This window comes from Phyllobacterium sp. RCAM01083 (assembly GCF_055685835.1).
In genome coordinates this window covers 2939679-2960903 of the sequence record NZ_JBVFZN010000005.1, presented here as the reverse complement: position 1 = coordinate 2960903, position 21225 = coordinate 2939679, and the positions used below count along the sequence as shown (strand labels likewise).

The 21225-nt window shown below is 59.8% G+C and carries 23 protein-coding genes; 10 read left to right on the top strand and 13 right to left on the bottom strand.

The genetic code is table 11. The annotated features are described in order from the left end of the window. Nucleotides 1-55 precede the first annotated feature (55 nt). Nucleotides 56-379 carry a thioredoxin gene (trxA, locus tag ACZ25R_RS21340; protein ID WP_105734109.1) on the top strand — a complete coding sequence of 108 codons (324 nt, stop codon included), beginning with the start codon at nucleotides 56-58 and terminating at the stop codon, nucleotides 377-379. Between the two features lie 47 nt (nucleotides 380-426). Here trxA and ACZ25R_RS21335 read toward each other — a convergent pair whose 3' ends face one another. From ACZ25R_RS21335 to ACZ25R_RS21290, 10 genes are all read right to left on the bottom strand, one after another. Then, nucleotides 427-1755 (bottom strand): bifunctional folylpolyglutamate synthase/dihydrofolate synthase, encoded by a 1329-nt coding sequence (locus ACZ25R_RS21335; protein ID WP_472462536.1) that lies wholly within the window; start codon nucleotides 1753-1755, stop codon nucleotides 427-429. 42 nt (nucleotides 1756-1797) lie between these two features. Then, complete coding sequence (gene accD / locus ACZ25R_RS21330) at nucleotides 1798-2715, bottom strand: acetyl-CoA carboxylase, carboxyltransferase subunit beta (protein ID WP_223613979.1); 918 nt, start codon at nucleotides 2713-2715, stop codon at nucleotides 1798-1800. A gap of 41 nt (nucleotides 2716-2756) precedes the next feature. Then, on the bottom strand, nucleotides 2757-3596 hold the full coding sequence (gene trpA, locus ACZ25R_RS21325) for a tryptophan synthase subunit alpha (protein WP_472462137.1): 840 nt from the start codon (nucleotides 3594-3596) through the stop codon (nucleotides 2757-2759). A gap of 2 nt (nucleotides 3597-3598) precedes the next feature. After that, a complete protein-coding gene (gene trpB / locus ACZ25R_RS21320) occupies nucleotides 3599-4849 on the bottom strand; it encodes a tryptophan synthase subunit beta (protein WP_472462136.1) in 1251 nt (416 codons plus the stop codon). Between the two features lie 17 nt (nucleotides 4850-4866). Continuing rightward, nucleotides 4867-5526: a phosphoribosylanthranilate isomerase gene (locus tag ACZ25R_RS21315; protein ID WP_472462135.1), complete on the bottom strand. Its 660-nt coding sequence runs from the start codon at nucleotides 5524-5526 to the stop codon at nucleotides 4867-4869. A 64-nt stretch (nucleotides 5527-5590) separates the two neighbouring features. Continuing rightward, the gene (locus tag ACZ25R_RS21310) at nucleotides 5591-6232 is read right to left on the bottom strand and encodes a YdcF family protein (RefSeq protein ID WP_472462134.1); all 642 of its coding nucleotides are present in this window, start codon (nucleotides 6230-6232) and stop codon (nucleotides 5591-5593) included. Then, nucleotides 6232-6990: a M48 family metallopeptidase gene (locus ACZ25R_RS21305; protein WP_472462133.1), complete on the bottom strand. Its 759-nt coding sequence runs from the start codon at nucleotides 6988-6990 to the stop codon at nucleotides 6232-6234. The genes ACZ25R_RS21310 and ACZ25R_RS21305 overlap by 1 nt, the downstream gene beginning before the upstream one ends. Nucleotides 6991-7116: 126 nt before the next feature. Further along, the gene (locus ACZ25R_RS21300; RefSeq protein ID WP_472462132.1) at nucleotides 7117-7557 is read right to left on the bottom strand and encodes a DUF2852 domain-containing protein; all 441 of its coding nucleotides are present in this window, start codon (nucleotides 7555-7557) and stop codon (nucleotides 7117-7119) included. 216 nt (nucleotides 7558-7773) lie between these two features. Continuing rightward, nucleotides 7774-8919: a benzoate/H(+) symporter BenE family transporter gene (locus ACZ25R_RS21295; protein WP_472462131.1), complete on the bottom strand. Its 1146-nt coding sequence runs from the start codon at nucleotides 8917-8919 to the stop codon at nucleotides 7774-7776. 23 nt (nucleotides 8920-8942) lie between these two features. After that, nucleotides 8943-9734 (bottom strand): alpha/beta hydrolase, encoded by a 792-nt coding sequence (locus ACZ25R_RS21290; RefSeq protein WP_472462130.1) that lies wholly within the window; start codon nucleotides 9732-9734, stop codon nucleotides 8943-8945. A 225-nt stretch (nucleotides 9735-9959) separates the two neighbouring features. Between ACZ25R_RS21290 and infC the strand changes: the two genes are divergently transcribed. The 6 genes from infC (at nucleotide 9960) to pheT (ending at nucleotide 15750) form a co-directional block, all read left to right on the top strand. Beyond that, nucleotides 9960-10496, top strand: coding sequence for a translation initiation factor IF-3 (gene infC, locus ACZ25R_RS21285; protein WP_105734100.1), 537 nt, complete (start codon nucleotides 9960-9962; stop codon nucleotides 10494-10496). A gap of 75 nt (nucleotides 10497-10571) precedes the next feature. Beyond that, nucleotides 10572-11195 (top strand): methyltransferase family protein, encoded by a 624-nt coding sequence (locus tag ACZ25R_RS21280; protein WP_464661991.1) that lies wholly within the window; start codon nucleotides 10572-10574, stop codon nucleotides 11193-11195. Nucleotides 11196-11388: 193 nt separating this feature from the next. Next, a complete protein-coding gene (gene rpmI, locus ACZ25R_RS21275) occupies nucleotides 11389-11589 on the top strand; it encodes a 50S ribosomal protein L35 (protein WP_008127399.1) in 201 nt (66 codons plus the stop codon). A gap of 31 nt (nucleotides 11590-11620) precedes the next feature. Next, nucleotides 11621-12022, top strand: coding sequence for a 50S ribosomal protein L20 (gene rplT, locus ACZ25R_RS21270; protein WP_091879294.1), 402 nt, complete (start codon nucleotides 11621-11623; stop codon nucleotides 12020-12022). A gap of 135 nt (nucleotides 12023-12157) precedes the next feature. Next, nucleotides 12158-13240: a phenylalanine--tRNA ligase subunit alpha gene (gene pheS, locus ACZ25R_RS21265; protein ID WP_105734098.1), complete on the top strand. Its 1083-nt coding sequence runs from the start codon at nucleotides 12158-12160 to the stop codon at nucleotides 13238-13240. 95 nt (nucleotides 13241-13335) lie between these two features. Further along, a complete protein-coding gene (gene pheT, locus ACZ25R_RS21260; RefSeq protein ID WP_472462129.1) occupies nucleotides 13336-15750 on the top strand; it encodes a phenylalanine--tRNA ligase subunit beta in 2415 nt (804 codons plus the stop codon). A 93-nt stretch (nucleotides 15751-15843) separates the two neighbouring features. Here pheT and ACZ25R_RS21255 read toward each other — a convergent pair whose 3' ends face one another. Both ACZ25R_RS21255 and ACZ25R_RS21250 read right to left on the bottom strand, forming a co-directional pair. Continuing rightward, on the bottom strand, nucleotides 15844-16656 hold the full coding sequence (locus ACZ25R_RS21255) for an aspartyl/asparaginyl beta-hydroxylase domain-containing protein (RefSeq protein WP_472462128.1): 813 nt from the start codon (nucleotides 16654-16656) through the stop codon (nucleotides 15844-15846). 203 nt (nucleotides 16657-16859) lie between these two features. Beyond that, the gene (locus ACZ25R_RS21250) at nucleotides 16860-17258 is read right to left on the bottom strand and encodes a hypothetical protein (protein WP_472462127.1); all 399 of its coding nucleotides are present in this window, start codon (nucleotides 17256-17258) and stop codon (nucleotides 16860-16862) included. Nucleotides 17259-17381: 123 nt separating this feature from the next. Between ACZ25R_RS21250 and ACZ25R_RS21245 the strand changes: the two genes are divergently transcribed. After that, entirely contained in the window at nucleotides 17382-18167 is a 786-nt protein-coding gene (locus tag ACZ25R_RS21245; protein ID WP_472462126.1) for a helix-turn-helix domain-containing protein, read from the top strand. Between the two features lie 24 nt (nucleotides 18168-18191). Here ACZ25R_RS21245 and ACZ25R_RS21240 read toward each other — a convergent pair whose 3' ends face one another. After that, entirely contained in the window at nucleotides 18192-19184 is a 993-nt protein-coding gene (locus tag ACZ25R_RS21240) for an aldo/keto reductase (protein WP_472462125.1), read from the bottom strand. A 98-nt stretch (nucleotides 19185-19282) separates the two neighbouring features. Here ACZ25R_RS21240 and ACZ25R_RS21235 point away from each other — a divergent pair, with 98 nt between their 5' ends. Next, nucleotides 19283-20167, top strand: a complete 885-nt coding sequence (locus ACZ25R_RS21235) for a LysR family transcriptional regulator (protein WP_472462124.1) — start codon at nucleotides 19283-19285, stop codon at nucleotides 20165-20167. A gap of 68 nt (nucleotides 20168-20235) precedes the next feature. Continuing rightward, entirely contained in the window at nucleotides 20236-21225 is a 990-nt protein-coding gene (locus ACZ25R_RS21230; protein WP_472462123.1) for a Gfo/Idh/MocA family protein, read from the top strand.

Sequence of the window (21225 nt, the reverse complement as noted above, 5' to 3'; positions counted from 1 at the left end):
GTGGGTAGACTCACCACATGATGGGCAACATTCAATAACCGATAAGGAAAAGCCGATGGCTACCGTCAAGATCGACACCAGCAATTTCCAGTCCGATGTACTTCAGGCGGGTCAGCCTGTTGTTGTTGATTTCTGGGCCGAGTGGTGCGGCCCCTGCAAGATGATCGCCCCTGCCCTTGAAGAAATCGCTTCGGAAATGGCTGGCAAGGTCACGATTGCCAAAGTCAACATCGACGAGAATCCGGAACTTGCAGCCCAGTTCGGCGTGCGTTCCATTCCGACATTGCTGATGTTCAAGGATGGCGAACTGGCTGCCAATCTGGTTGGCGCTGCTCCCAAGAGCAAGCTCAGCGACTGGATTCGTAATTCAGCCGCATAAGCCGAAGTCATAGACATTCATCAAACCCGGCATTCGTGCCGGGTTTTTTATTGCGGCGGGGTGCCGTTTTCGGCCAGAACGTCGCCGGCGAGATACAGCGAGCCGCCGATGAGAATGCGGGGTGCGGGCTCGGACTTGTCCCAGCTGTCCCGCAATATTTTCAGTGCATTCTCGACAGAATGCACCGGCTCGGCAGAAAGGCCGGCATCGCCGGCGGCAATCGCCAGCTGTTCATGCGGAATCCCGGAATCGCTGGAGCGGATCGGCACCGTATAGACATGCCGCGCCATGCCGGTGAAGGCTTCGAAATAGCCGATGGGGTCTTTCGTGTTGATCATCCCGGTGATCAGGAAAAGCGGCCGCGGGCTGCGGTCTTCCAGCGAGGCGATTGCCTCGGCAATCACCAGGCCTGCACCGGGGTTGTGGCCGCCATCGAGCCATATTTCCGAACCGGGTACTGCCAGCTCGACCAGCTTGCCCTTGATCAGGCGCTGCATGCGGGCGGGCCATTCGACGGTTGTCATGGCCGTTTCGATGGCATAATCCGGCAGCGTGAAACCCGCCGTCTTCACCGCCTGGATGGCGGCTGCGGCATTGGACAACTGATGCCGCCCGAGCAAGGCCGGCAAGGGTAGGTCGAGGAGGCCCGTATTGTCCTGATAGATCATCCGGCCGCGTTCTTCGAAGGCAAGAAAATCTTGGCCGTAGACGGCAAAGGGGCAATCCCGCCGCTCGGCCGTTTCGATCAGCACCATGCGTGCCGCTTCTTCTTCCTGCGCACCGATGACAACCGGGCAGCCCGGCTTGATGATACCGGCTTTCTCCGCTGCGATCAGCTCCACCCTGTCGCCGAGATAGGGCTGGTGATCGAGCGAGATCGGCATGATGACGCTGACCGCAGGCTCCGGAATGACGTTCGTGGCGTCGAAACGGCCGCCAAGCCCGACCTCGAGGATCACGGCATCGGCCGGATGTTCGGAAAACAGGACGAAGGTGACGGCGGTCAGTATCTCGAAAACGGTGATGGCCTGACCGGCATTGGCTTCCTCGACCCGGGTGAGGGCGTCGGCAAAGGTTTCATCGTCGACCAGCTTGCCGCCGCCCGGTGCACCCAGTCTGTAGCGTTCATACCAGTGAACGAGATGCGGCGAGGTGTGCACGTGCACCGTATAACCGGCATCTTCCAAAAGCGCCCTGGAGAACGCAACGCATGACCCCTTGCCGTTGGTGCCCGCCACGTGGATGACGGGAGGCATTTTCAGGTGCGGATTGCCCAAGGCATGGAGAAGACGCGTGACGCGCCCCAGCGACAGGTCAAAACCCTTCGGGTGAAGCCCGAGCAAACGCTCGATAATCGCCTCAGCCTTCGACGACACAGACAAAGCCAACGGCAAAGGCCTCCAGAACCATCAATTGAATCAAGCTTCGGCTTCAATCGTTGCCGGCAGCGCCGCGCCATTCGGTTTGGCAACGGGAACCTCGGTGGCCTTTTCGCCCATGAGCATCTTCAACAGACGCGCAATGGTGGCTTTGAGTTCGGTGCGCGGCACGACCATGTCGACCATGCCATGGGCTTTCAGGTATTCGGCGGTCTGGAAGCCTTCCGGCAGCTTTTCCCGAATGGTCTGCTCGATGACGCGTTGTCCGGCAAAGCCGATCAGCGCGCCCGGCTCGGCAATATGGATGTCGCCCAGCATGGCGTAGGAGGCGGTGACGCCGCCCGTGGTCGGGTTGGTGAGAACCACGATATAGGGCAGGCCCGCTTCCTTCAGCATTTCCACCGCAACGGTGGTGCGCGGCAGCTGCATCAGCGAAAGAATGCCTTCCTGCATGCGGGCGCCGCCGGAGGCAGCGAACAGAACGAGCGGCCGCTTCTGGGCGATTGCCGTTTCAAACGCCTTGATGATGGCTTCGCCTGCCGCCATGCCCAGCGATCCGCCGATGAAGCTGAAATCCTGAACCGTTGCCACAATCGGCAGGCCTTCGATGGTGCCCAGCGCGTTGATGATCGTATCTTCGACGCCGGACTTGGCGCGATGTTCCTTCAGGCGGTCGATATAGCGCTTTTCGTCACGGAACTTCAGCGGATCGGTGACCACTTTCGGCTGTTCCAGCAATTCGTAGGCGCCATCATCGAAAAAGTAGCGCAGGCGGTCCTTGGCACGAATGCGCATGTGGTGGCCGGACGACGGCACGACCCACTGGTTCTTTTCCAGATCCGTATGGAAGACCATCTCGCCCGAAACCGGATCCTTGATCCAGAGGTTTTCGGGCATTTCGCGGCGACCAAGCATCGAATTGATCTTCGGCCGGACGTAATTTGTGATCCAGTTCATGATCGGTCCTGTTCTCTCGTCGGTATTGTGATTTAGGGCTTCTATTCCGCCGCTGCAAGGCGCACGGCGCGCACGCCGCTGGAAAGTCCCTGCACCATCGTGGCGACGGCTTCGGCCGGATCGGCCACAAGCGAGCCATCCGGACGGATTGTATTGGCAACGGCATTGACGATTGCGGTGCCGACGACAACGCCATCCGCCGCGGTGCTGATCACCTTGGCCTGCTCTGCGGTCTTGACGCCGAACCCGACCACAACTGGCAGGTCCGTATGCTGCTTGATGCGCTTGACCGCATCCGCCACCCTGCTCGTATCGGGCAGGGCAGAACCGGTGATGCCGTTCATCGAGACGTAGTAGACAAAGCCGGATGTGTTCTGCAGCACCTTGGGAAGACGCTTCTCGTCCGTCGTCGGTGTGGCCAGCCGGATGAAGTTGATGCCGGCCTTGATGGCGGGAATGCACAGTTCCGCATCCATTTCCGGCGGCAGGTCGACGATGATCAGGCCATCGATACCGGAGGCCACCGCATCCCTGAGGAAGCGGTCGACACCATAGATATAGATAGGATTGTAATACCCCATCAGAACGATCGGCGTGGTGTTGTCGCTCTCGCGGAAGCTTGCAGCGAGTGCGAGCGTCTTTGTCAGCGACATGCCCTTTTTCAGGGCACGCAGGCCAGCTGCCTGAATTGCCGGGCCGTCGGCCATCGGATCGGAAAAGGGAACGCCGAGCTCGATGATATCCGAACCGGAACCGGGCAGTGCCTTCATGATCTTCAGCGAGGTCTCATAATCCGGATCGCCGCCCATGAAATAGGTCACGAGTGCCGGACGACCCTCCGCCTTCAACGCGGCAAATTTTCTGTCGATACGGGTCGCCATGCTTAAATCTCCATGCCCATGAGTTTGCCGACCGTATGCACATCCTTGTCGCCGCGACCCGACAGGTTGACGATCATGATCTTGTCCTGTGCCATTTCAGGTGCGATTTTCACCGCCTGGGCAATGGCATGGGCCGATTCAAGCGCGGGAATGATGCCTTCGACGCGTGTCGTCAGCTGGAACGCATCGAGAGCCTCGTCATCGAGGATCGGCACATAGGAAACCCGGCCGGTATCGCGCAGCCAGGAATGCTCCGGCCCGACGCCCGGATAATCGAGACCGGCGGAAACCGAGTGGCCATCGAGAATCTGGCCGTCCTTGTTCTGCAGCAGATAAGTGCGGTTGCCATGCAGCACGCCAGGGCTGCCGGCACTCATGGAGGCGCAATGCTCCTCGCCGTCGAGGCCGCGGCCGCCGGCTTCAACGCCGATGATTTCGACGCTCTTGTCGTCAAGGAAGGGGTGGAACAGGCCGATGGCGTTGGAGCCGCCGCCGACGGCCGCAATGATCGTATCGGGCAGGCGGCCTTCACGCTCGAGGATCTGCGCGCGTGCTTCCTCGCCGATCACCGACTGGAAATCGCGCACCAGTTCCGGATAGGGATGCGGGCCTGCAGCGGTGCCGATGAGGTAGTAGGTGTCATCGACATTCGAGACCCAGTCGCGCAGCGCCTCGTTCATCGCATCCTTCAACGTGCCGTGGCCGGAGGCGACGGGCTTCACTTCAGCGCCCAGCAGCTTCATGCGGAAAACATTGGGTGCCTGCCGTTCGACGTCGGTTGCGCCCATATAGACGACACAGGGCAGGCCGAACCGGGCCGAGACCGTCGCTGAGGCAACGCCGTGCTGGCCGGCACCGGTTTCCGCGATGATGCGGGTCTTGCCCATGCGCTTTGCCAGCAGGATCTGGCCAAGGCAATTGTTGATCTTGTGGCTGCCGGTATGATTGAGGTCTTCGCGCTTGAAGTAGATTTTCGCGCCGCCATCAAGACCCTTGTCCCTGGCAAGCTGGCGGACATGCCTGGTCAAACCTTCGGCATAATAGAGTTTTGACGGGCGCCCGGCGTAATTGGTGGACAATTCACGCAGCTCGGCCTTGAAGGCCGGATCATTCTTGGCGTCGTCATAGGCCTGCTGCAATTCAAGGATCAGCGGCATCAACGTTTCAGCAACGAAACGCCCGCCGAAAATACCGAACATGCCCTCTTCGTCAGGACCTGTCTTGAATGAATTGGGTTCAACCGCCTTGTCCACCGTTCCGCTCCGTTTGTTCAGGCCACATCAGCGCCTTTGGTGGCGCGCGCAACCCGGAAAAATTCTCTGATCAGGCTAACATCTTTTACACCCGGCGCGGACTCGACGCCGGACGAAATATCGATGCCGCGCGCATTCGTCGCTTCCAGCGCCTCGGCAATATTACCGGCGTTGAGGCCCCCGGAAAGCATGTAATTGACCGAGGCGTCAAGGCCGCCGAGGATTTGCCAGTCGAAAGACACGCCATTTCCTCCCGGAAGGTCCGATCCCTTGGGTGGTTTGGCATCGAAGAGAAAGCCGTCGGCAATGCCGATATAGGGGGCAATCGCGTCAAGATCGCGGCGTTCGCGCAGCGCCAGGGCCTTGATGACAGGCAATCCGTAGCGCTGCTTCACGGCGCTGACACGGGCCGGACTTTCGTCGCCATGCAGCTGCAGCATGTCGGGCTGCATCTCGGCAACAATCGCATCAAGCGTTGCGTCATCTGCATTTACGGTGACAGCAACGGCCTTCGCCCGACCGACTGCGGCGCGGCGCAGGCGGCCGGCGGTCTGCGCATCGACATTGCGCGGGCTTTTGGGGAAAAAGATAAAACCGATATGCGACGCACCTTCATCCAGCGCTGCCGCAACGGCTTCGTCGGTCTTTAATCCGCATATTTTGATATCAAGGCTCATAACCGGTGCCAGTGCCACGAAAACGCGCAAGAGTCGAGGATTTTGCGCGGTTTATCCTTCGATACTAAAGGTGGTGGTCATAGCCCGCTTTGACAAGGAAATCGAACGCATCTGCGACAGCCGAAGGGACCGATTGCGCAATCTGAAAGCCTTTGACCGGATAGTCGACGATGCGCTTGATGTCGCCAACCATCTCATGGATCAGCCGGTCGAGCGGATAGGTCGTGAGCGGTTGATCCTGAAAGCCGTGCAATGGTGCCGTCACCGCGGCGTTTATCTCCGGCCATTGCGCCCGCACCGTCGCGAAGGCCCGGCGCTGCGTCTGCGGTTTGGTGACGATGATGACGCGCTTAACGGTATCGCCAGCCATTTCCCGCGCAAACCGTATATTCTCGCCGATATTGGTCGCGTTCGGTTCAATCAGAATCGCGTCGGCCGGGACGCCAGCGCCGATGGCGCGCGCGGCAAATGCTTCCGCCTCGCTCGTTGTGTAGAGATGGTTGGTCCAGTTGCCGGCCTTGCCGGTAAACAGGATTTTGGCGGCCAGCCCCTGATGCCACAGATCGGCGCAGCGGTCGGCCACGCGCAGGTCGTAGCTGCCGAGGCCGATGATCAGGTCGGCCGGGCCCAGCGGGTCATAGACGAGATGGAAATTCCAGAGGATTCGGGCGGCCGCTTCTATGGCAGGCGTGACTGGTTCCGGCATCAGCTGAAATCAATCGCCTGAAGGGCGCTGCCGTTGCGTTTCAACCAGGCCTTGCAGCGTTCCGTATCCGGGCAGAGCTCGCCGCAAAGTTTCCAGAATTTTGGTCCGTGGTTCATCTCTTTCAGATGGGCAACTTCATGCGCCACGAGATAGTCGATGATCGGCGGCGGCGCCATCATGATGCGCCAGGAAAAGGAGAGGGTGCCGTCCGAGGTGCAGGAGCCCCAGCGGCTTTTGGTATCCTTGAGGCGGATAATCTTGGCCCGCCGTCCGACGGTTGCGGTGTGCCGCGCCACCAGCATGTCCAGATCGTGCCGTGCTTCCCGCTTGAGGAAGTCACCGACCCTCCGCGCCAGATGCGGCCGGTCGCCATGGACGATCAATCGCGGACCCTCCGCGCCGTTTTCCTGCCGCACGGTTCCACGCTTGTCCGGTTCATGCACGATGAGATGCGGGACGCCGCGGATCGGAATCTTGACCCCCGGCCGCACTTTGGGCTGGTCCGGCATCTTGGCAATGCGGGTCTCGATCCAGCCCTCGTGACGCGCCAGGAATTTGTCAACTTCGCGCGTCGGCATCCCCGGCGGCACGGTGATCCGCAATCCCTTGCCGCCCGCATCGATGCGCAGGGTAAGACGCGTCGCGCGCGGGTTTTCCATCACGCGCAACGGCAGGACACGGCCCGCAACCTCGTAGCTCCGCTCGGCTTTCAGCGTCGCGGATTTTTTCGGCGGGCTTCGGAACAGCGAAAGGATCATGGGCGGGACTTTAATTGATTCGGGTGAAAGCCGTGAGACAAAACAGAGGCGGCGCCGGATCGCTCCGGCGCCGCTTCGCTGGGGGAAATGCGGACAGGACTGGAGGGAACCGTCCGCAGGATGGTGTTATTCCTCTTCGGCGTTGTTGACGCCCGAAGACGGCTTCTTCGCCGCGGCATTGCGTTCAGCCATGAAGCGGTCAAACTCTTCCCGGTCCTTGGCACGGCGCAGTTCATGCGCGTAGTCCTCGAACGCGGCGCGCATCTCTTCGAGCTTGCGGCGGTCCTCGGCCAGGCGCTCCAGTTCCTTTTCGCGCCATTCGTCGAAGGCGACATTGCCTGTACCGAACGAACCGCGTCCGAAGGACGGACCTTTGCCGCGACGGAATGCGCCGCAGAAGCCATCGGTAGCGCGACCGACGTCGCGCTTGAAACCATCCAGCCGGTTACCCCAAAGGATGTAAGCGAGCATGGCGAAACCAAGCGGCCAGAACAGCATGAAACCAATAACCATCAGGGCGATGGTTGCTGGGGTCCAGCCCGGCCGGATCAAAGCAGCATTGTTCATAAAAGCTCTTCCTTCTCACGAAAGCCCGACCCGCACATGACCCCAAAAACCGGAATGGTTTTTGGATAAGGATCATGTGCCAATCCAAAAATTATACTGCGTCCTTTGTGCGCCCTGCAGGGCGCACGGCGCAGTATTGGTCGATTGATTACGACATGGGAGACGGATTGCGGCTTTTCAAGAAATGTCGGGCTTGAATGCGGTAAGGGCTTGGAATCAGATATGTTTCTTTGCGTGATCGAAGGCAACCACAAGCAGGCCCGCCGCCAGCGCCCAGAAGGCAGCGCCGATTCCGGCAATGGAAATGCCCGATGCGGTCACGGCAAAGGTGACGACGGCGGCTAGCCGCTCGGTCTCGTTTTTCAGTGCGATCGTCAGCGCATTGGCAAAGGCGCCGATCAGGGCGAGACCGGCGACCAGAGCGATCAGGGGTGCCGGCAGGACGGCAAACAGCGCCACCAGCGAAGCCCCGAAGATGGCCAGTATCAGATAGGAGAGCGCGTAGAACGGGCCGGTCAGCCAGCGCTGCGCCGGATCCGGATGGGCATCCGGCCCGGTGCAGATCGCCGCCGAGATGGCGGCCATGTTGCTCGTATGTGCGCCGAAGGGGGCCGTCAGCAATGAAAGGAGCCCTGTTACCTGCAATGCCGCCGCCGTCGGCGGCTCGTAACCGGCGGCACGAAGCACGGCAAAACCGGGCAGATTCTGCGACGCCATGGTGACGAGGTAAAGCGGCAGGGCAATGCCGATGATCGCCCGTGTGTCGAAGACCGGCATGACGAGGGTGAGCGTCGAGAGGCTGATATCCGGTACGCTGGCAACACGGCCGCTGAGAAAGGCGAAGAGAATGCCGCCGAACAGCACGGCGAGGACTGCCATGGCCGGATTGAACAGGCGGATGACGAAGAAGAGAAGCACCAAAGGCACGACGAAGATCGGATCGACGGGGATTGTTCGCGCAGCGCCGATGAGGAAGGCGAACAGGACGCCAGCCAGCATGCCGGAGGCAATCGATGCCGGAATTTTGGAAACAAGGCCGGAAACCGGCTTGACCAGTCCCGTGATGATGATGGCGATGGCTGTGACGATGAAGGCGCCGACACCCTGCTGCATGGTAAAGCCCGTGCTGGCCCCGATCAGGGCCAGTCCGGGCGTCGACCATGCCGTGATGATTGGCATCTTGTAACGCCAGCTGAGAAAACCCGTGGAGATAAACATGGCAAGGCAAAGCGCCGTCACCCAGCTTGCCGTCTGCGCCTGTGTCGCGCCAAGCGCCTGTGCCGCCGCGATGATCAGTGCGAGCGTGCCGCCAAACCCAACAATGGCGGCGACGACGGCAGAAGCAATCACGGAGGAGCGCATGGGATGAAACCTGTTGGGAGGATTTACAGAATGGGCAGGCGGGTTTTCGATCGGTCAACCATCGAAGCCACGGTGCGGGTGAGAAGCTCCAGATCCTGCGGGCGTGACAGACGATGATCGCCATCGCGCACCAGCGTAATCGTCACGTCGTCAACCGGCAAGTGATCAACCAGCCGCAGGGCATGGGTGTAGGGAACATCCCTGTCCTCCATCCCCTGCAGGATGTGCACGGGGCAGCCGGTCCGGATCACCCCTTTCAGCACCTGATTGGCTCGGCCGTCGTCCAACAGGGCCTTGGTGTAGATATAGGGCTCAGGGGCATATTCGGATGGTTCTTCCATATAGCCCCGCTCGGCAAGCTGGCGGCGCTGGTCCGGCGTCAATTCGGGTTCGACCAGCTCGGACGTGAAGTCCGGTGCGGGCGCAATCAGGACCAGCCCGGCAACACGGCTGTGTTCACCGGCCTTTTGCAGTTCTTCGATCATGCGCAGGGCGATCCAGCCGCCCATGGATGAACCGACGAGGATTTGCGGCCCCGACGAAAACGTTTTGAAGACCGCAAGGCTCTGTTCGAGCCAGAGCGAAATTGTGCCGTCGCGAAACGCACCACCCGACTCGCCATGGGCGGAGTAATCGTGACGCAGGAATGCATGGCCGTTGGCTTCAGCCCACTGATCCAGCCACTCGGCCTTGCTGCCGAGCATGTCCGAACGGTAACCGCCGAGCCAGACGATGCCGGGCTCAGCGCCCTCGCGGTGGCGCACGGCGATCTCGATGTCGTTGAGGGTGAGGAATACCGGCGGGTGAGCCGTCATGTGTCAGTCTCCAGGATGTGCCGCTTGCTTTTGCCATGCAAAATTCGATGATGAAACCCATTCAACTGGAAACCACGTTGTATAGAATGCGAATATTCCTATATCTGAACCAGATGATTTATCCGTGAAAAGATGTTATTGAGCTAACCGCTGCAGACAAAGCATTGCAGGCGGGCCCCGACGGTGCTATTTGCGGGACCGAAATAATTCAAGGAGACTACTGCCATTCGCCGACCCTTTAGAGCACAGGTGGTCCAGAAAGATGGACCGCGTTCCAACCGCGATATCCGGGTACCCCAGGTACAGCTCATCGATGCCGAAGGTGAAAACCACGGTATCGTCACGATTCAGGCCGCGCTGGCCATGGCCGATGAGGCCGGACTCGATCTCGTCGAGATCGTGCCGAATGCCGAGCCGCCGGTGTGCAAGATTGTTGACCTCGGGAAACTGAAGTACCAGGGACAGAAGAAGGCTGCCGAGGCGCGCAAGAAGCAGAAAACAGTCGAAATCAAAGAAATCAAGATGCGACCGAACATCGACACGCATGATTATGATGTGAAGATGAAGGCTATCAAGCGATTCTTCGACGAAGGTGACAAGGTCAAGGTGACATTGCGTTTCCGTGGTCGCGAAATGGCGCACCAGGAACTCGGAATGCGGCTGCTCGACCGGGTCAAGGAAGATACGGTCGATATTTCCAAAGTTGAGGCCGAGCCAAGATTGGAAGGCCGCCAGATGATGATGGTGCTGGCGCCACGCTAAAGCTGAACGACAGTTTGAGACCAAGGCCGCCTTCGGGCGGCTTTTGTCTTGAACGATCCGGATTTAAGGGCTGACATGGCGCTCACATCTCCAAAGGACATGGCCCGGTTTCAGCGGCGCCGCCGAATTGTGCTGGCAGTCGTCATTTTTCTGATTCTCGGCGCTTTGTTGACTGTTCGATCTGCCTGGGCCGATAACTGGACCCACGAATATATCGAGGATTTCGGCATCGGTGTGATTGTTCTGGCAATCCTTGGCCGCATGTGGTGCACGCTCTACATCGGCGGGCGCAAGAGTTCCGAAATCGTCCGCCTGGGGCCTTATTCGATGAGCCGCAACCCGCTTTACGTGTTCAGCACCGTGGGGGCTTTCGGCATTGGCATGATGACGGGCAGCCTGACCGTCGCCCTGATCCTGGCGGTGCTGTGCTATATCGCCTTCCATTTTGTCATCATCGCCGAGGAAGGTTATCTGGAGACCGTTTTCGGCGAGACATACCTTGCCTATAAGCGCGAAGTACCGCGGTTCTTCCCCAATCTCAGGCTGTACCGGGAATCGGATGTTCTGAGCGTCAAGTCTTCGATGCTGTACAAGACGCTGGCAGACGGACTGGTCTTTTTCATTTCCTACCCCCTGCTTGAGTTCGCCGAATATCTGCAATCGGTCAATATTCTGCCCGTCTTCTTTCGGTTTTACTGATTTTTTGCGGAATCGAAGACGATTCAGCAGTTGCGCTTTTTCCGGCTTCTGGGTATAAGGCCGCGTTCAAACCGCCCGGCAGGGCATGCCGTGGCGGTTTTGCATGCTTTCAGACTTTGGTCGGTCTGAAGTGAAATCAGAAGGGTTCAGGCTCCATCGGAGTGACGGGAACCCTAGAAATAGGAGTAGCAAAATGCCCAAAATGAAGACCAAATCGGCCGCCAAGAAACGGTTCAAAATCACTGGGACTGGCAAGATTAAAGCCGCCGCCGCTGGCAAACGCCATGGCATGATCAAACGTTCGAACAAATTCATTCGTGACGCACGTGGCACAATGGTTCTCGCCGATGCCGATGCGAAAATCGTGAAGAAGTTCTTGCCCAACGGCCTTTAAGCCGACAGCGACGTTTTAAGGAGATCATATCATGGCACGTGTCAAACGGGGCGTTACGTCCCACGCCAAGCATAAAAAAGTTCTGAAGCAGGCTGAGGGTTTCCGCGGCCGCCGCAAGAATACCATCAAGACTGCAAAGGCTGCTGTCGATCGTTCGAAGCAGTACGCCTACCGCGACCGCAAGAACAAGAAGCGCACGTTCCGCGCGCTCTGGACCCAGCGTATCAATGCTGCCGTGCGTGAGCATGGCCTGACCTACAGCCGTTTCATCGACGGTCTGAGCAAGTCCGGTATCGAGGTTGACCGCAAGGTTCTGTCGGATCTCGCGATCCACGAGCCAGCAGCATTCGGTGCGCTCGTGGCTTCCGCCAAGAAGGCACTGGAATACCTGAAGAACACCACACCGAATGCTTTTGAAGGCGCTGTCCACTAAGCCAGCCGCCGCTCCCAAAGCACATTCGGAATTATAGACTTGGGAAACCCGCGCTGGCTCGGCTGGCGCGGGTTTTTCAATTTTCTGCATTGAATTGATCGCATAATCGCTCAAGACGCGAAACAGGTGAGAAGCATGGACGATCTGGTACAACTGGAAAGCGCGCTGGTCGCGCAGATTGAGGCAGCGAATGACGAAGCGGCCATCGAGGCTGTCCGTGTTGCTGCGCTTGGCAAAAAGGGCTCGATTTCGGAAAAGCTGAAATCGCTGGGGTCCATGTCGCCGGAAGAGCGCCAGACGCAGGGACCGGCCATCAACGGTCTGAAGAACCGCGTCACCGACGCGCTGGCCAGCCGCAAGAGCACGCTTAAGGATGCGGCGATTGCCGAGCGCCTCGAAAAGGAAAAGCTGGATGTCACTTTGCCCGTGCGCACCGCACCGGCCGAGCGCGGGCGCATCCATCCGATCAGCCAGGTGGTAGACGAAATCACGGCGATTTTCGCCGATATGGGTTTTTCAATTGCCGAAGGCCCGGATGTCGAGACCGACTATTACAATTTCACGGCGCTGAATTTTCCCGAAGGCCACCCGGCGCGGGAGATGCACGACACGTTTTTCTTCAATCCGGATGAGAATGGCGAGCGCAAGCTCCTGCGCACCCATACGAGCCCGGTGCAGATCCGCACGATGGAGAAGCAGAAGCCTCCGATCCGCATCGTCATTCCCGGCAAGACCTACCGCATGGATTCCGATGCCACCCACTCGCCGATGTTCCATCAGGTGGAAGGGCTGGTCATCGACAAGACGGCAAATGTCGCCAATATGAAGTGGGTGCTGGAAGAATTCTGCAAGGCTTTCTTCGAGGTACCATCCCTGCAGATGCGCTTCCGTCCGTCCTTCTTCCCGTTCACCGAGCCGTCGCTGGAAGTCGATATCCAGTGCGACCGGTCAGGCAACGAGGTCAAGTTCGGCCAGGGCACGGACTGGATGGAAATCCTCGGCTGCGGCATGGTTCATCCGAATGTCCTGCGCCATGGCGGGCTTGATCCGGACGAGTATCAGGGCTTTGCCTGGGGCATGGGCATCGATCGCATCGCCATGCTCAAATATGGCATGCCGGACCTGCGCGACTTCTTCGATGCCGATGTGCGCTGGTTGCAGCATTACGGCTTCCGCCCGCTCGACATGCCGACCCTGTTCGGCGGCCTGAGCGCGTGATCGGGTACGGCCTTTCGCCTGACATGGAACTTTTATGCGAGCGGTTTTGCCTTGTCGAAACCCTCAAACGCTGAAATCGAGAAACGAGTGAAATCATGAAATTCACCCTCTCCTGGCTCAAAGATCATCTCGAGACCGAGGCTTCGCTCGGCGAGATCGTCGATACCTTGACCATGATCGGTCTTGAAGTGGAATCGCTGGATGACAAGGCGGCACTGAAGCCCTTTGTCATCGCCAGGGTGCTCACCGCTGCCCGCCATCCGGATGCGGACAAGCTGCAGGTGCTCACCGTCGATACCGGCGACGGCAAGCCGTTGCAGGTCGTCTGCGGCGCCCCCAATGCCCGTGCCGGTCTGATCGGCGCGTTTGCAGCGCCGGGTGCCTACGTCCCCGGTATTGATGTTACCCTTTCGGTCGGCAAGATTCGCGGCGTCGAAAGCCACGGCATGATGTGCTCGGAGCGCGAGCTGCAGATGTCGGACGAGCACAACGGCATTATCGATCTGCCGGCTGACGCCCCTGTCGGTACCAGTTTTGCGGCCTATGCCGGGCTGGATGACCCGGTCATCGAGATCAACCTGACACCGAACCGTCCCGACTGCACCAGCATTTACGGCGTTGCCCGGGATCTGGCCGCGGCCGGGCTCGGCACGCTGAAAAGCAATGCCGTCGAGCCGGTGAAAGGCGCGGGCAGCCCGTCCGTCAGCGTGTCGCTGGATTTCGGCGACCGCGCGCCGATGTGTGAAGGTTTCGCCCTGCGCACGGTCAAAGGCGTGAAGAACGGACCGAGCCCGAAATGGCTGCAGCAGCGCCTGATGGCCATCGGCCTGCGTCCGATCAATGCGCTGGTCGATATCACCAACTACATGACGTTCGATCGCGGCCGTCCGCTGCATGTGTTCGATGCCGACAAGGTCAAGGGCAACCTCACCGTGCGCTGGGCGCGGGAAGGCGAGACGATCCTTGGTCTCAACGGCAAGGAATACACGCTGAACCCTGAAATCGGTGTGATTGCCGATGCGGACGGTGTCGAGTCGCTTGCCGGCGTCCTTGGCGGTGAACATTCCGGCTGCGATGATAACACGACGAATGTCGTGGTTGAGTCCGCCCTTTGGGATGCCATGACCATTGCGCGCACCGGCCGCAATCTCGGTATTATCACCGATGCGCGTTACCGGTTCGAGCGCGGTGTCGATCCGGAATTCATGGTGCCGGGCCTCGAGCTTGCCACCCATATGATCCTCGATCTGTGCGGCGGCACGCCTTCCGAAACCCAGCTTGTCGGCTATAAGGGCCACACGCCGAAGTCGGTGACATTCCCGGCAGCGGAGGTCAAGCGCCTCACCGGTATCGATGTGCCGGTCGAGACAAGCCTCGACATTCTCAGCCGTCTCGGCTTCCAGCCGCAAGGCACGGGCGACGTGGTGGATGTGCTGGTTCCGTCCTGGCGCCCGGATGTCGACGGCAAGGCCGATCTGGTGGAAGAAGTCATGCGCATCCATGGCGTCAACCGTATCGATCCGCAGCCGCTGCAAAGCCATGCTGCGGTCAACGGCAAGATCCTGACCACCCTGCAGATCCGCACCCGCAACGCCAAGCGGGCGCTGGCCTCGCGCGGGATGATGGAAGCCGTCACCTGGTCGTTCATTTCGGAAGAACAGGCAAAACTGTTCGGCGGCGGCCAGCCGTCGCTGAAGCTCGCCAATCCGATTGCCGCCGATATGTCGGATATGCGCCCTTCGCTCTTGCCAAGCCTGCTGGCTGCGGCACAGCGCAATGCGGATCGTGGCTTCAATGATCTTGCCCTGTTCGAGGTGTCGGGCACCTATGAAGGCAATACGCCGGAAACCCAGCGCCGCGTTGCTGCCGGCGTGCGCCGCGGTACGGCCAAGCTGGACGGTTCCGGCCGCCACTGGGCCGGAAATGCCGCGCCGGTCGGCGTGTTCGATGCCAAGGCTGATGCCCTTGCCGCGCTTGAAGCCTGCGGTGCGCCCGTCGACAAGCTGCAGATCGAGACCGGCGGTCCGGCCTGGTATCATCCCGGCCGTTCCGGCACGATCAAGCTCGGCCCGAAGGTCATTCTGGGCACATTCGGCGAGTTCCACCCGAAGACGCTGGAAACGCTCGATGTATCGGGGGCGCTGTGCGGGTTCGAAATCTACATCGATGCGATCCCCGAGCCGAAGCAGAAGGCAACACGCACCAAGCCGCCGCTGACACTGTCGGATTTCCAGACCGTACGGCGTGATTTTGCATTCGTCGTCGACAAGGCGGTGGATGCGGCTTCGATCGTTCGTGCGGCGCTGGCCGGCGACAAGAAGCTGATCACGGGCGTTCAGGTGTTCGATCTGTTCGAAGGCCCTTCGCTGGGCGCCGACAAGAAATCCGTTGCCATCGAAGTTGCGATCCAGCCGCAGGAGCGCACGCTCAATGACGAGGATCTCGATGCGTTGACAAAACGCATTGTTGAGAGTGTTGGCAAGCAGACCGGCGCGGTACTGCGGGGGTAAAGACCGAACCACGCAGCATGGCTTTGCCGGCAAAAATCCGGATACAAAAAAGGGGCGCACGGCGCCCCTTTTTATTTGATATAAATCACAATCCTATTTCTGGATGACTTTCCAGTTCTTGTAGAAGATCGAATTGCTGCCCTTGAGGATCAGGCCCATGAACGAGACGATGGCGGCATAGAGGCCGGGCAGATGGGACGGGCGGAGAATGTCGACGAACAGGCAATAACGCGTCTGGTCGGTCTGGTTGACGGACTGGTGCATCAGCGTGTCGTCGAAAATGAACAGCTTGTCGTCCTTCCAGTAGCTCGTCGTGTCGCCGCACCAGATATAGGCCGTGCGGTCATTCATGTCGTTGATGTTGTAGAGGACACGGATGGTGGCGCGGATCGGGCCAAAATGTTTTGACGTCGAGTTCTTCTTGTTGAACACCGACACGCCGATGGTCTTCACGAAATTATATTTTTCGTAGAAGGACGGCACGTTGACGAAGCTGGGCTGGTCTTTGCCATACCATTTGAAGAAGAACATGCTGCGGGCCTGCTGTTCCGCGCGGGACTGCAGCTTGCCGACCAGGTCTTCCTTCTGCGTCGCGGTGATCAGGCGCTTGACCTCCGCCTGATAGTCGGATGGCAGGTCTTCCAGCTTGTAGACGCCCTTGTTGATATAGGGCAGCGACAGGATGTCGAGAACGATGTTTAGCGGTGACAGGATCCAGGTGAACAGGCCGTTGCCCCAGAAATACTGTTCGACCATCTGCAGGTCGATATTCTTGTTGCGCGACAGGTCATAGATGCCGCAGATCAGGTAGAAGATCACGAGATAGGGAACGAAATAGGCAAGAATTGCCAGGAGAACCAAACCGACAGCCCAGCGTCTGATCGACTTTTTTGTTGCTTTTTCCATTGTATTCCAGCTTCAGAAGGCCTGACCATCGATGAGCGAACAGGGGTGGTTTGGCGTGTTAGAACAAATAAATTGCCTGCACATTGCAGCGTTGCCCCGGCGGTGTTCGGCCCCGGCAACGGCGTGAAATAGGCCTCACACCGTACCGTCTGTCAAGCGCGAGGCTCTATAATCTGAATTCTGGTGTCAACAAAAGCCGGGCGCTAGATCGCTTTTGCCGCTCCCATCGTTTTGAGCCCCCGCCATTCGATCAGGGCAAAGCAGGCAACCACGGCCGTGATGGCCAGACTGGCGGCGATGCCGAGGGCGGTGAAGGCGGATGGCATCCCCACAAGAATCGCCGGAACGCCGATGACCCATGCGAGGTCGGCGATGAAAACGAAACCGACCAATGGTTTCGATTGGGCTTTCCATCGGGCGATCAGGGCGACATCGGCGGCAAACAGCACGAGCGCGATACCCAGTGCTGCGATCAGCCAGACCGGCGCGCCGGGGATGAGATATTCTGCCGCCAGTTCGGCAAACAGTGCAAGGCCGAGCCCGGTGATGCCGGTGAGGACTGCGTTGATCGTCAATCCGTCTTTCAAGGTGATTTTGGTCATGTCATTCTCCTTCGTTGTGTTGATGAACGGAGAGTGTCGGCATAAGGTAATCGAAACAATTACCTCTGGAGTAATGGATATTGCGAAGCATTCGCGCCAGTCTGGCGGGAATCAGGAGCGGTGATGGAATTCGGCGATCATCTGAAACAATGGCGTTCGCACCGGCATATGAGCCAGATGGATCTGGCGCTGGAGGCTGGTATCTCGTCGCGACATCTGTCGTTTCTCGAAACCGGACGGGCAAGGCCGTCGGAGGGCATGATCATCCGCATCTGCGAAGCGCTGGAGCTGCCGTTCAAGATTCAGAATGAGCTGTTCGGTGCGGCCGGTTTTGCGCCGCGCTACCTCTCGGCGGAACGCGAAGGCATGGCCGGCCTGCCGCCACTGATCCGCGACACGCTCCACATGATCCTCGAGCGGCATGCGCCGTGGCCGGCGGTGGCCTTCAATGCGGATCACGACATTCTCGTTGCCAATGTTGGCTTCATGGGCTTGGCCGAAGCGCTGGGCATTCCGATTGCGCCGGGTGTCAATATTCTGGCGCTGGTGCTTGAGCCGGGACCCGTGCGCCGGTCCATCGCCAACTGGCCGGATGTCGCGCTGCTGTTCCTGAAGCGTGCCCGCAACGAAGCCAGGCTTTACGGTCCACGCAGCGCGCTGGCGCGGCGCATCGCACAATATGAAACCGATCCGGAAATATCAGCGCTGTTGCGCAATGATCAGGGCGAGCGCAACCCGCCACCTGTTATAACCGTGCAGCTGCATCTTGGCGATGCCGTTACCAGCTGGATCACCACGCTGACGGCATTCGGCTCGGCGCAGGAGGTGCTGACCGAGGGCATATTCATCGAGCAGTATTTTCCGGCGGATGACGCAACGCGGGCCATTGCGGAAAGTGCGGGGCGCTGATTGCGCAGCGCCCCGTTGCCGGTATCAGCCGTTGACGAGAGCCAGCGCTGCATCCGAGTAGCGGTTGCCCGCAACCCGCGTGGGTGAGAGTGCATCGCCGATCTTTTTCAGGTCTGCCGGCGAGAGAGAGACGTCGGCAGCAGCCGCATTTTCCTCCAGATGCCTGATCTTGCGGGCACCCGGAATCGGCACGATGAAATCACCCTGGTGCAGCACCCAGGCGAGCGCCAGTTGTGCCGGTGTGATGCCCTTGTCCGAGGCCAGGCCCTTCAATGTGGCGATCAGCGCTGCATTGGCGTCCATATTGTCAGCCTGGAACCGTGGCAGGGTCTTGCGCCAGTCATCGGCACCCAATTCATCCGGCTTGCTGATCGTGCCGGTCAGGAGACCGCGGCCGAGTGGGCTGTACGGGACAAAGCCGATGCCAAGCTCGCGGCAGACGGCAAAGACCTCGTCTTCCGGCTCGCGGCTCCACAGCGAATATTCGCTCTGCACGGCGGCAATCGGATGCACCTTGTGGGCGCGGCGGATCGTGGTGGCACTGGCCTCGGACAGGCCGAGCGCCTTTACCTTGCCCTGCTGGACCAGCTCGGCCATGGCGCCAACCGTGTCCTCGATGGGAACAGTCGGGTCAACCCGGTGCTGGTAGAACAGGTCGATCTGCTCGATGCCGAGTCGTCCGAGAGACGCTTCCGCAACGGCTTTCACATGTTCCGGGTGGCTGTTGACGCCGACCATGCGCGAGGGGCCTACGCCCTCGTCGGAAATCTTGAAGCCGAACTTCGTGGCGATCACCACCTTGTCGCGCCGGTCTTTGAGGGCCTTGCCGACGAGAATCTCATTGTCGAACGGGCCATAGACTTCCGCCGTGTCGAAAAAGGTCACGCCGATATCCACCGCGCGATGCAGCGTGCGGATCGCGTCGGCCTCGTCCTGTCCGCCATAGGCAAAGGTCATGCCCATGCAGCCGAGACCCACGGCCGATACATCGAGTTCACCGAGTTTGCGCTTTTCCATCACCGATCTCCTTTTGCTGTGATGGCGGAAAGGTAGAGTGCCGATCAGTGTTCGATAATTCCCTTATTATTTCACAGGTTGTTCTATATAATAGATCAATGGACCGATCATACCTGCCTCAACTCTCCGTTTTTGCCGCCGTTGCGGCCTGTGGCGGCTTCCGGGATGCCGCCAGGGAGCTGGGCATCGCGCCGTCGGCCGTCAGCCACGCCATTTCAACCCTGGAACAGAATCTTGGCGTCCGTCTTCTCGCCCGCACCACGCGCAGCGTCGCGGTGACGGAAGAAGGTGCGCTGCTGCTCAAGCGGCTGCGTCCGGCCCTGGCGGAAATCGACCTGGCGCTCGATGCGGCCAAGGAAGCCAACAACCGCATCGCGGGAACCCTGCGGCTGAGTGTTCCGCCCTTTGCCGCCCACAGGCTGCTGGCCCCGCGCATTGCTGCATTCGCTGCGGCCTATCCCGGCGTCACGCTGGAGCTGCGCGTCGAAGAGCCGTTCAATGACATTGTTGCGGCTGGCGTTGATGCGGGCATGCGGCTGGGTGAGAGTCTGGAACCGGACATGATTGCGGTGCGCATGAGCGATCCGATCCGGGCGAACATCGTTGCGGCGCCGGGCTATTTTGACAGGCACCCGATGCCGCTGCACCCGCATGATCTTGCCGGTCATCTCTGTATCCGCCGCCGTTTTGCCAGCGGGCAGGTCTATCGCTGGGAGTTCGAGAAGGACGGCGAGGAAATCGTCATGGACGTGAACGGCCCGCTGATTCTCGGTGACGACCGGCTGGTCATCCAGGCCGCGCTGGACGGCGCCGGCGTGGCCTTCCTCTTGGAGCACATGGCGCCGGAAGCCATAGCCGATGGACGTTTGCTGCGCGTGCTCGATGATTGGTGCGCACCATTTCCGGGTGTCTATCTCTATTATCCCAGCCGCCGCCAGATGCGCCCGGCCCTGCGTGCCTTCATCGATTTTTTCAAAGTCTGAACCCGCGGCTTCTTCCCATTCAGCGCCGTCTTGTCTAGGTTGCACCACGACAAAGAGGAGAGGTCATCATGTTCCGTTGGGGTGTTCTGTCGACAGCGAAAATCGGGGTCACGGCGGTCATCCCCGCCATATGCGATGCGGAGAACTCCGTCCTGTCGGGTATCGCCAGCCGCGACCTCTTGAAAGCGCGGGCCGTCGCCGGGCGATTCGGCGCGCCGCATGCTTTCGGCTCCTATGAGGCCATGCTGGCATCAGCCGATATTGACGGCATCTACATACCGCTTCCCACCTCGCAGCATGTGGAGTGGTCGTTGAAAGCCGCCGAAGCGGGCAAGCACGTGCTGTGTGAAAAGCCGATTTCGCTGCATGCCAGCGAAATCGCAGCCCTGCAGCGTGCCCGCGACACCCATGGCGTTCTCATCGCCGAGGCGTTCATGGTGACCTATCATCCGCAATGGCTGAAAGTGCGTGAACTGATCGCTGAAGGCGCCATTGGACGCCTACGTCACGTGCAGGGGGCTTTCACCTATTTCAACAGGGATGCGGGCAACATGCGCAACCAGCTGTCGCTCGGCGGCGGCGCGCTGCCGGATATCGGTGTCTATCCAACGGTGGTCACCCGTTTCGTCACCGGCAAGGAGCCCGTCAGGGTTTCGGCCAATGTCGAGCGCGATGCGGATTTCGGCACGGACTGCTATGCCAGCGTGCGCGCCGATTTCGCTGCTTTCGAGCTGTCCTTCTACGTTGCCACCCAGCTGGCCGCGCGCCAGTCCATGGTCTTCCACGGCGATGAAGGGTTTATCGAGGTGCATGGACCGTTCAACACAGGCAAGTATGACCATGCCCGCGTCACGCTGCATGACAAGACCCACACGGGTGCCACCGAATGGAGTTTCGGCGACGTGAACCATTATCGCCTGCAGATCGAGGCCTTTGCCCGCGCGGCGAAGGGTGAAGACGCGGCCGTGTTTTCGCTGGAAAGCTCGGTGCTCAACCAGAAACTGATCGATGCGATCTATCGCGCCGGGGAAACCGGCAATTGGGAAGCCGTTTCCTAG

Coding starts and splice junctions, on each gene's coding strand:
- trxA (WP_105734109.1), top strand. CDS start 56: ATGGCTACCGTCAAGATCGACACCAGCAATTTCCAGTCCGATGTACTT.
- accD (WP_223613979.1), bottom strand. CDS start 2,715: ATGAACTGGATCACAAATTACGTCCGGCCGAAGATCAATTCGATGCTT.
- trpA (WP_472462137.1), bottom strand. CDS start 3,596: ATGGCGACCCGTATCGACAGAAAATTTGCCGCGTTGAAGGCGGAGGGT.
- ACZ25R_RS21315 (WP_472462135.1), bottom strand. CDS start 5,526: ATGAGCCTTGATATCAAAATATGCGGATTAAAGACCGACGAAGCCGTT.
- ACZ25R_RS21310 (WP_472462134.1), bottom strand. CDS start 6,232: ATGCCGGAACCAGTCACGCCTGCCATAGAAGCGGCCGCCCGAATCCTC.
- ACZ25R_RS21305 (WP_472462133.1), bottom strand. CDS start 6,990: ATGATCCTTTCGCTGTTCCGAAGCCCGCCGAAAAAATCCGCGACGCTG.
- ACZ25R_RS21300 (WP_472462132.1), bottom strand. CDS start 7,557: ATGAACAATGCTGCTTTGATCCGGCCGGGCTGGACCCCAGCAACCATC.
- ACZ25R_RS21295 (WP_472462131.1), bottom strand. CDS start 8,919: ATGCGCTCCTCCGTGATTGCTTCTGCCGTCGTCGCCGCCATTGTTGGG.
- ACZ25R_RS21290 (WP_472462130.1), bottom strand. CDS start 9,734: ATGACGGCTCACCCGCCGGTATTCCTCACCCTCAACGACATCGAGATC.
- ACZ25R_RS21280 (WP_464661991.1), top strand. CDS start 10,572: ATGGCGCTCACATCTCCAAAGGACATGGCCCGGTTTCAGCGGCGCCGC.
- rpmI (WP_008127399.1), top strand. CDS start 11,389: ATGCCCAAAATGAAGACCAAATCGGCCGCCAAGAAACGGTTCAAAATC.
- rplT (WP_091879294.1), top strand. CDS start 11,621: ATGGCACGTGTCAAACGGGGCGTTACGTCCCACGCCAAGCATAAAAAA.
- pheS (WP_105734098.1), top strand. CDS start 12,158: ATGGACGATCTGGTACAACTGGAAAGCGCGCTGGTCGCGCAGATTGAG.
- pheT (WP_472462129.1), top strand. CDS start 13,336: ATGAAATTCACCCTCTCCTGGCTCAAAGATCATCTCGAGACCGAGGCT.
- ACZ25R_RS21255 (WP_472462128.1), bottom strand. CDS start 16,656: ATGGAAAAAGCAACAAAAAAGTCGATCAGACGCTGGGCTGTCGGTTTG.
- ACZ25R_RS21250 (WP_472462127.1), bottom strand. CDS start 17,258: ATGACCAAAATCACCTTGAAAGACGGATTGACGATCAACGCAGTCCTC.
- ACZ25R_RS21245 (WP_472462126.1), top strand. CDS start 17,382: ATGGAATTCGGCGATCATCTGAAACAATGGCGTTCGCACCGGCATATG.
- ACZ25R_RS21240 (WP_472462125.1), bottom strand. CDS start 19,184: ATGGAAAAGCGCAAACTCGGTGAACTCGATGTATCGGCCGTGGGTCTC.
- ACZ25R_RS21235 (WP_472462124.1), top strand. CDS start 19,283: ATGGACCGATCATACCTGCCTCAACTCTCCGTTTTTGCCGCCGTTGCG.
- ACZ25R_RS21230 (WP_472462123.1), top strand. CDS start 20,236: ATGTTCCGTTGGGGTGTTCTGTCGACAGCGAAAATCGGGGTCACGGCG.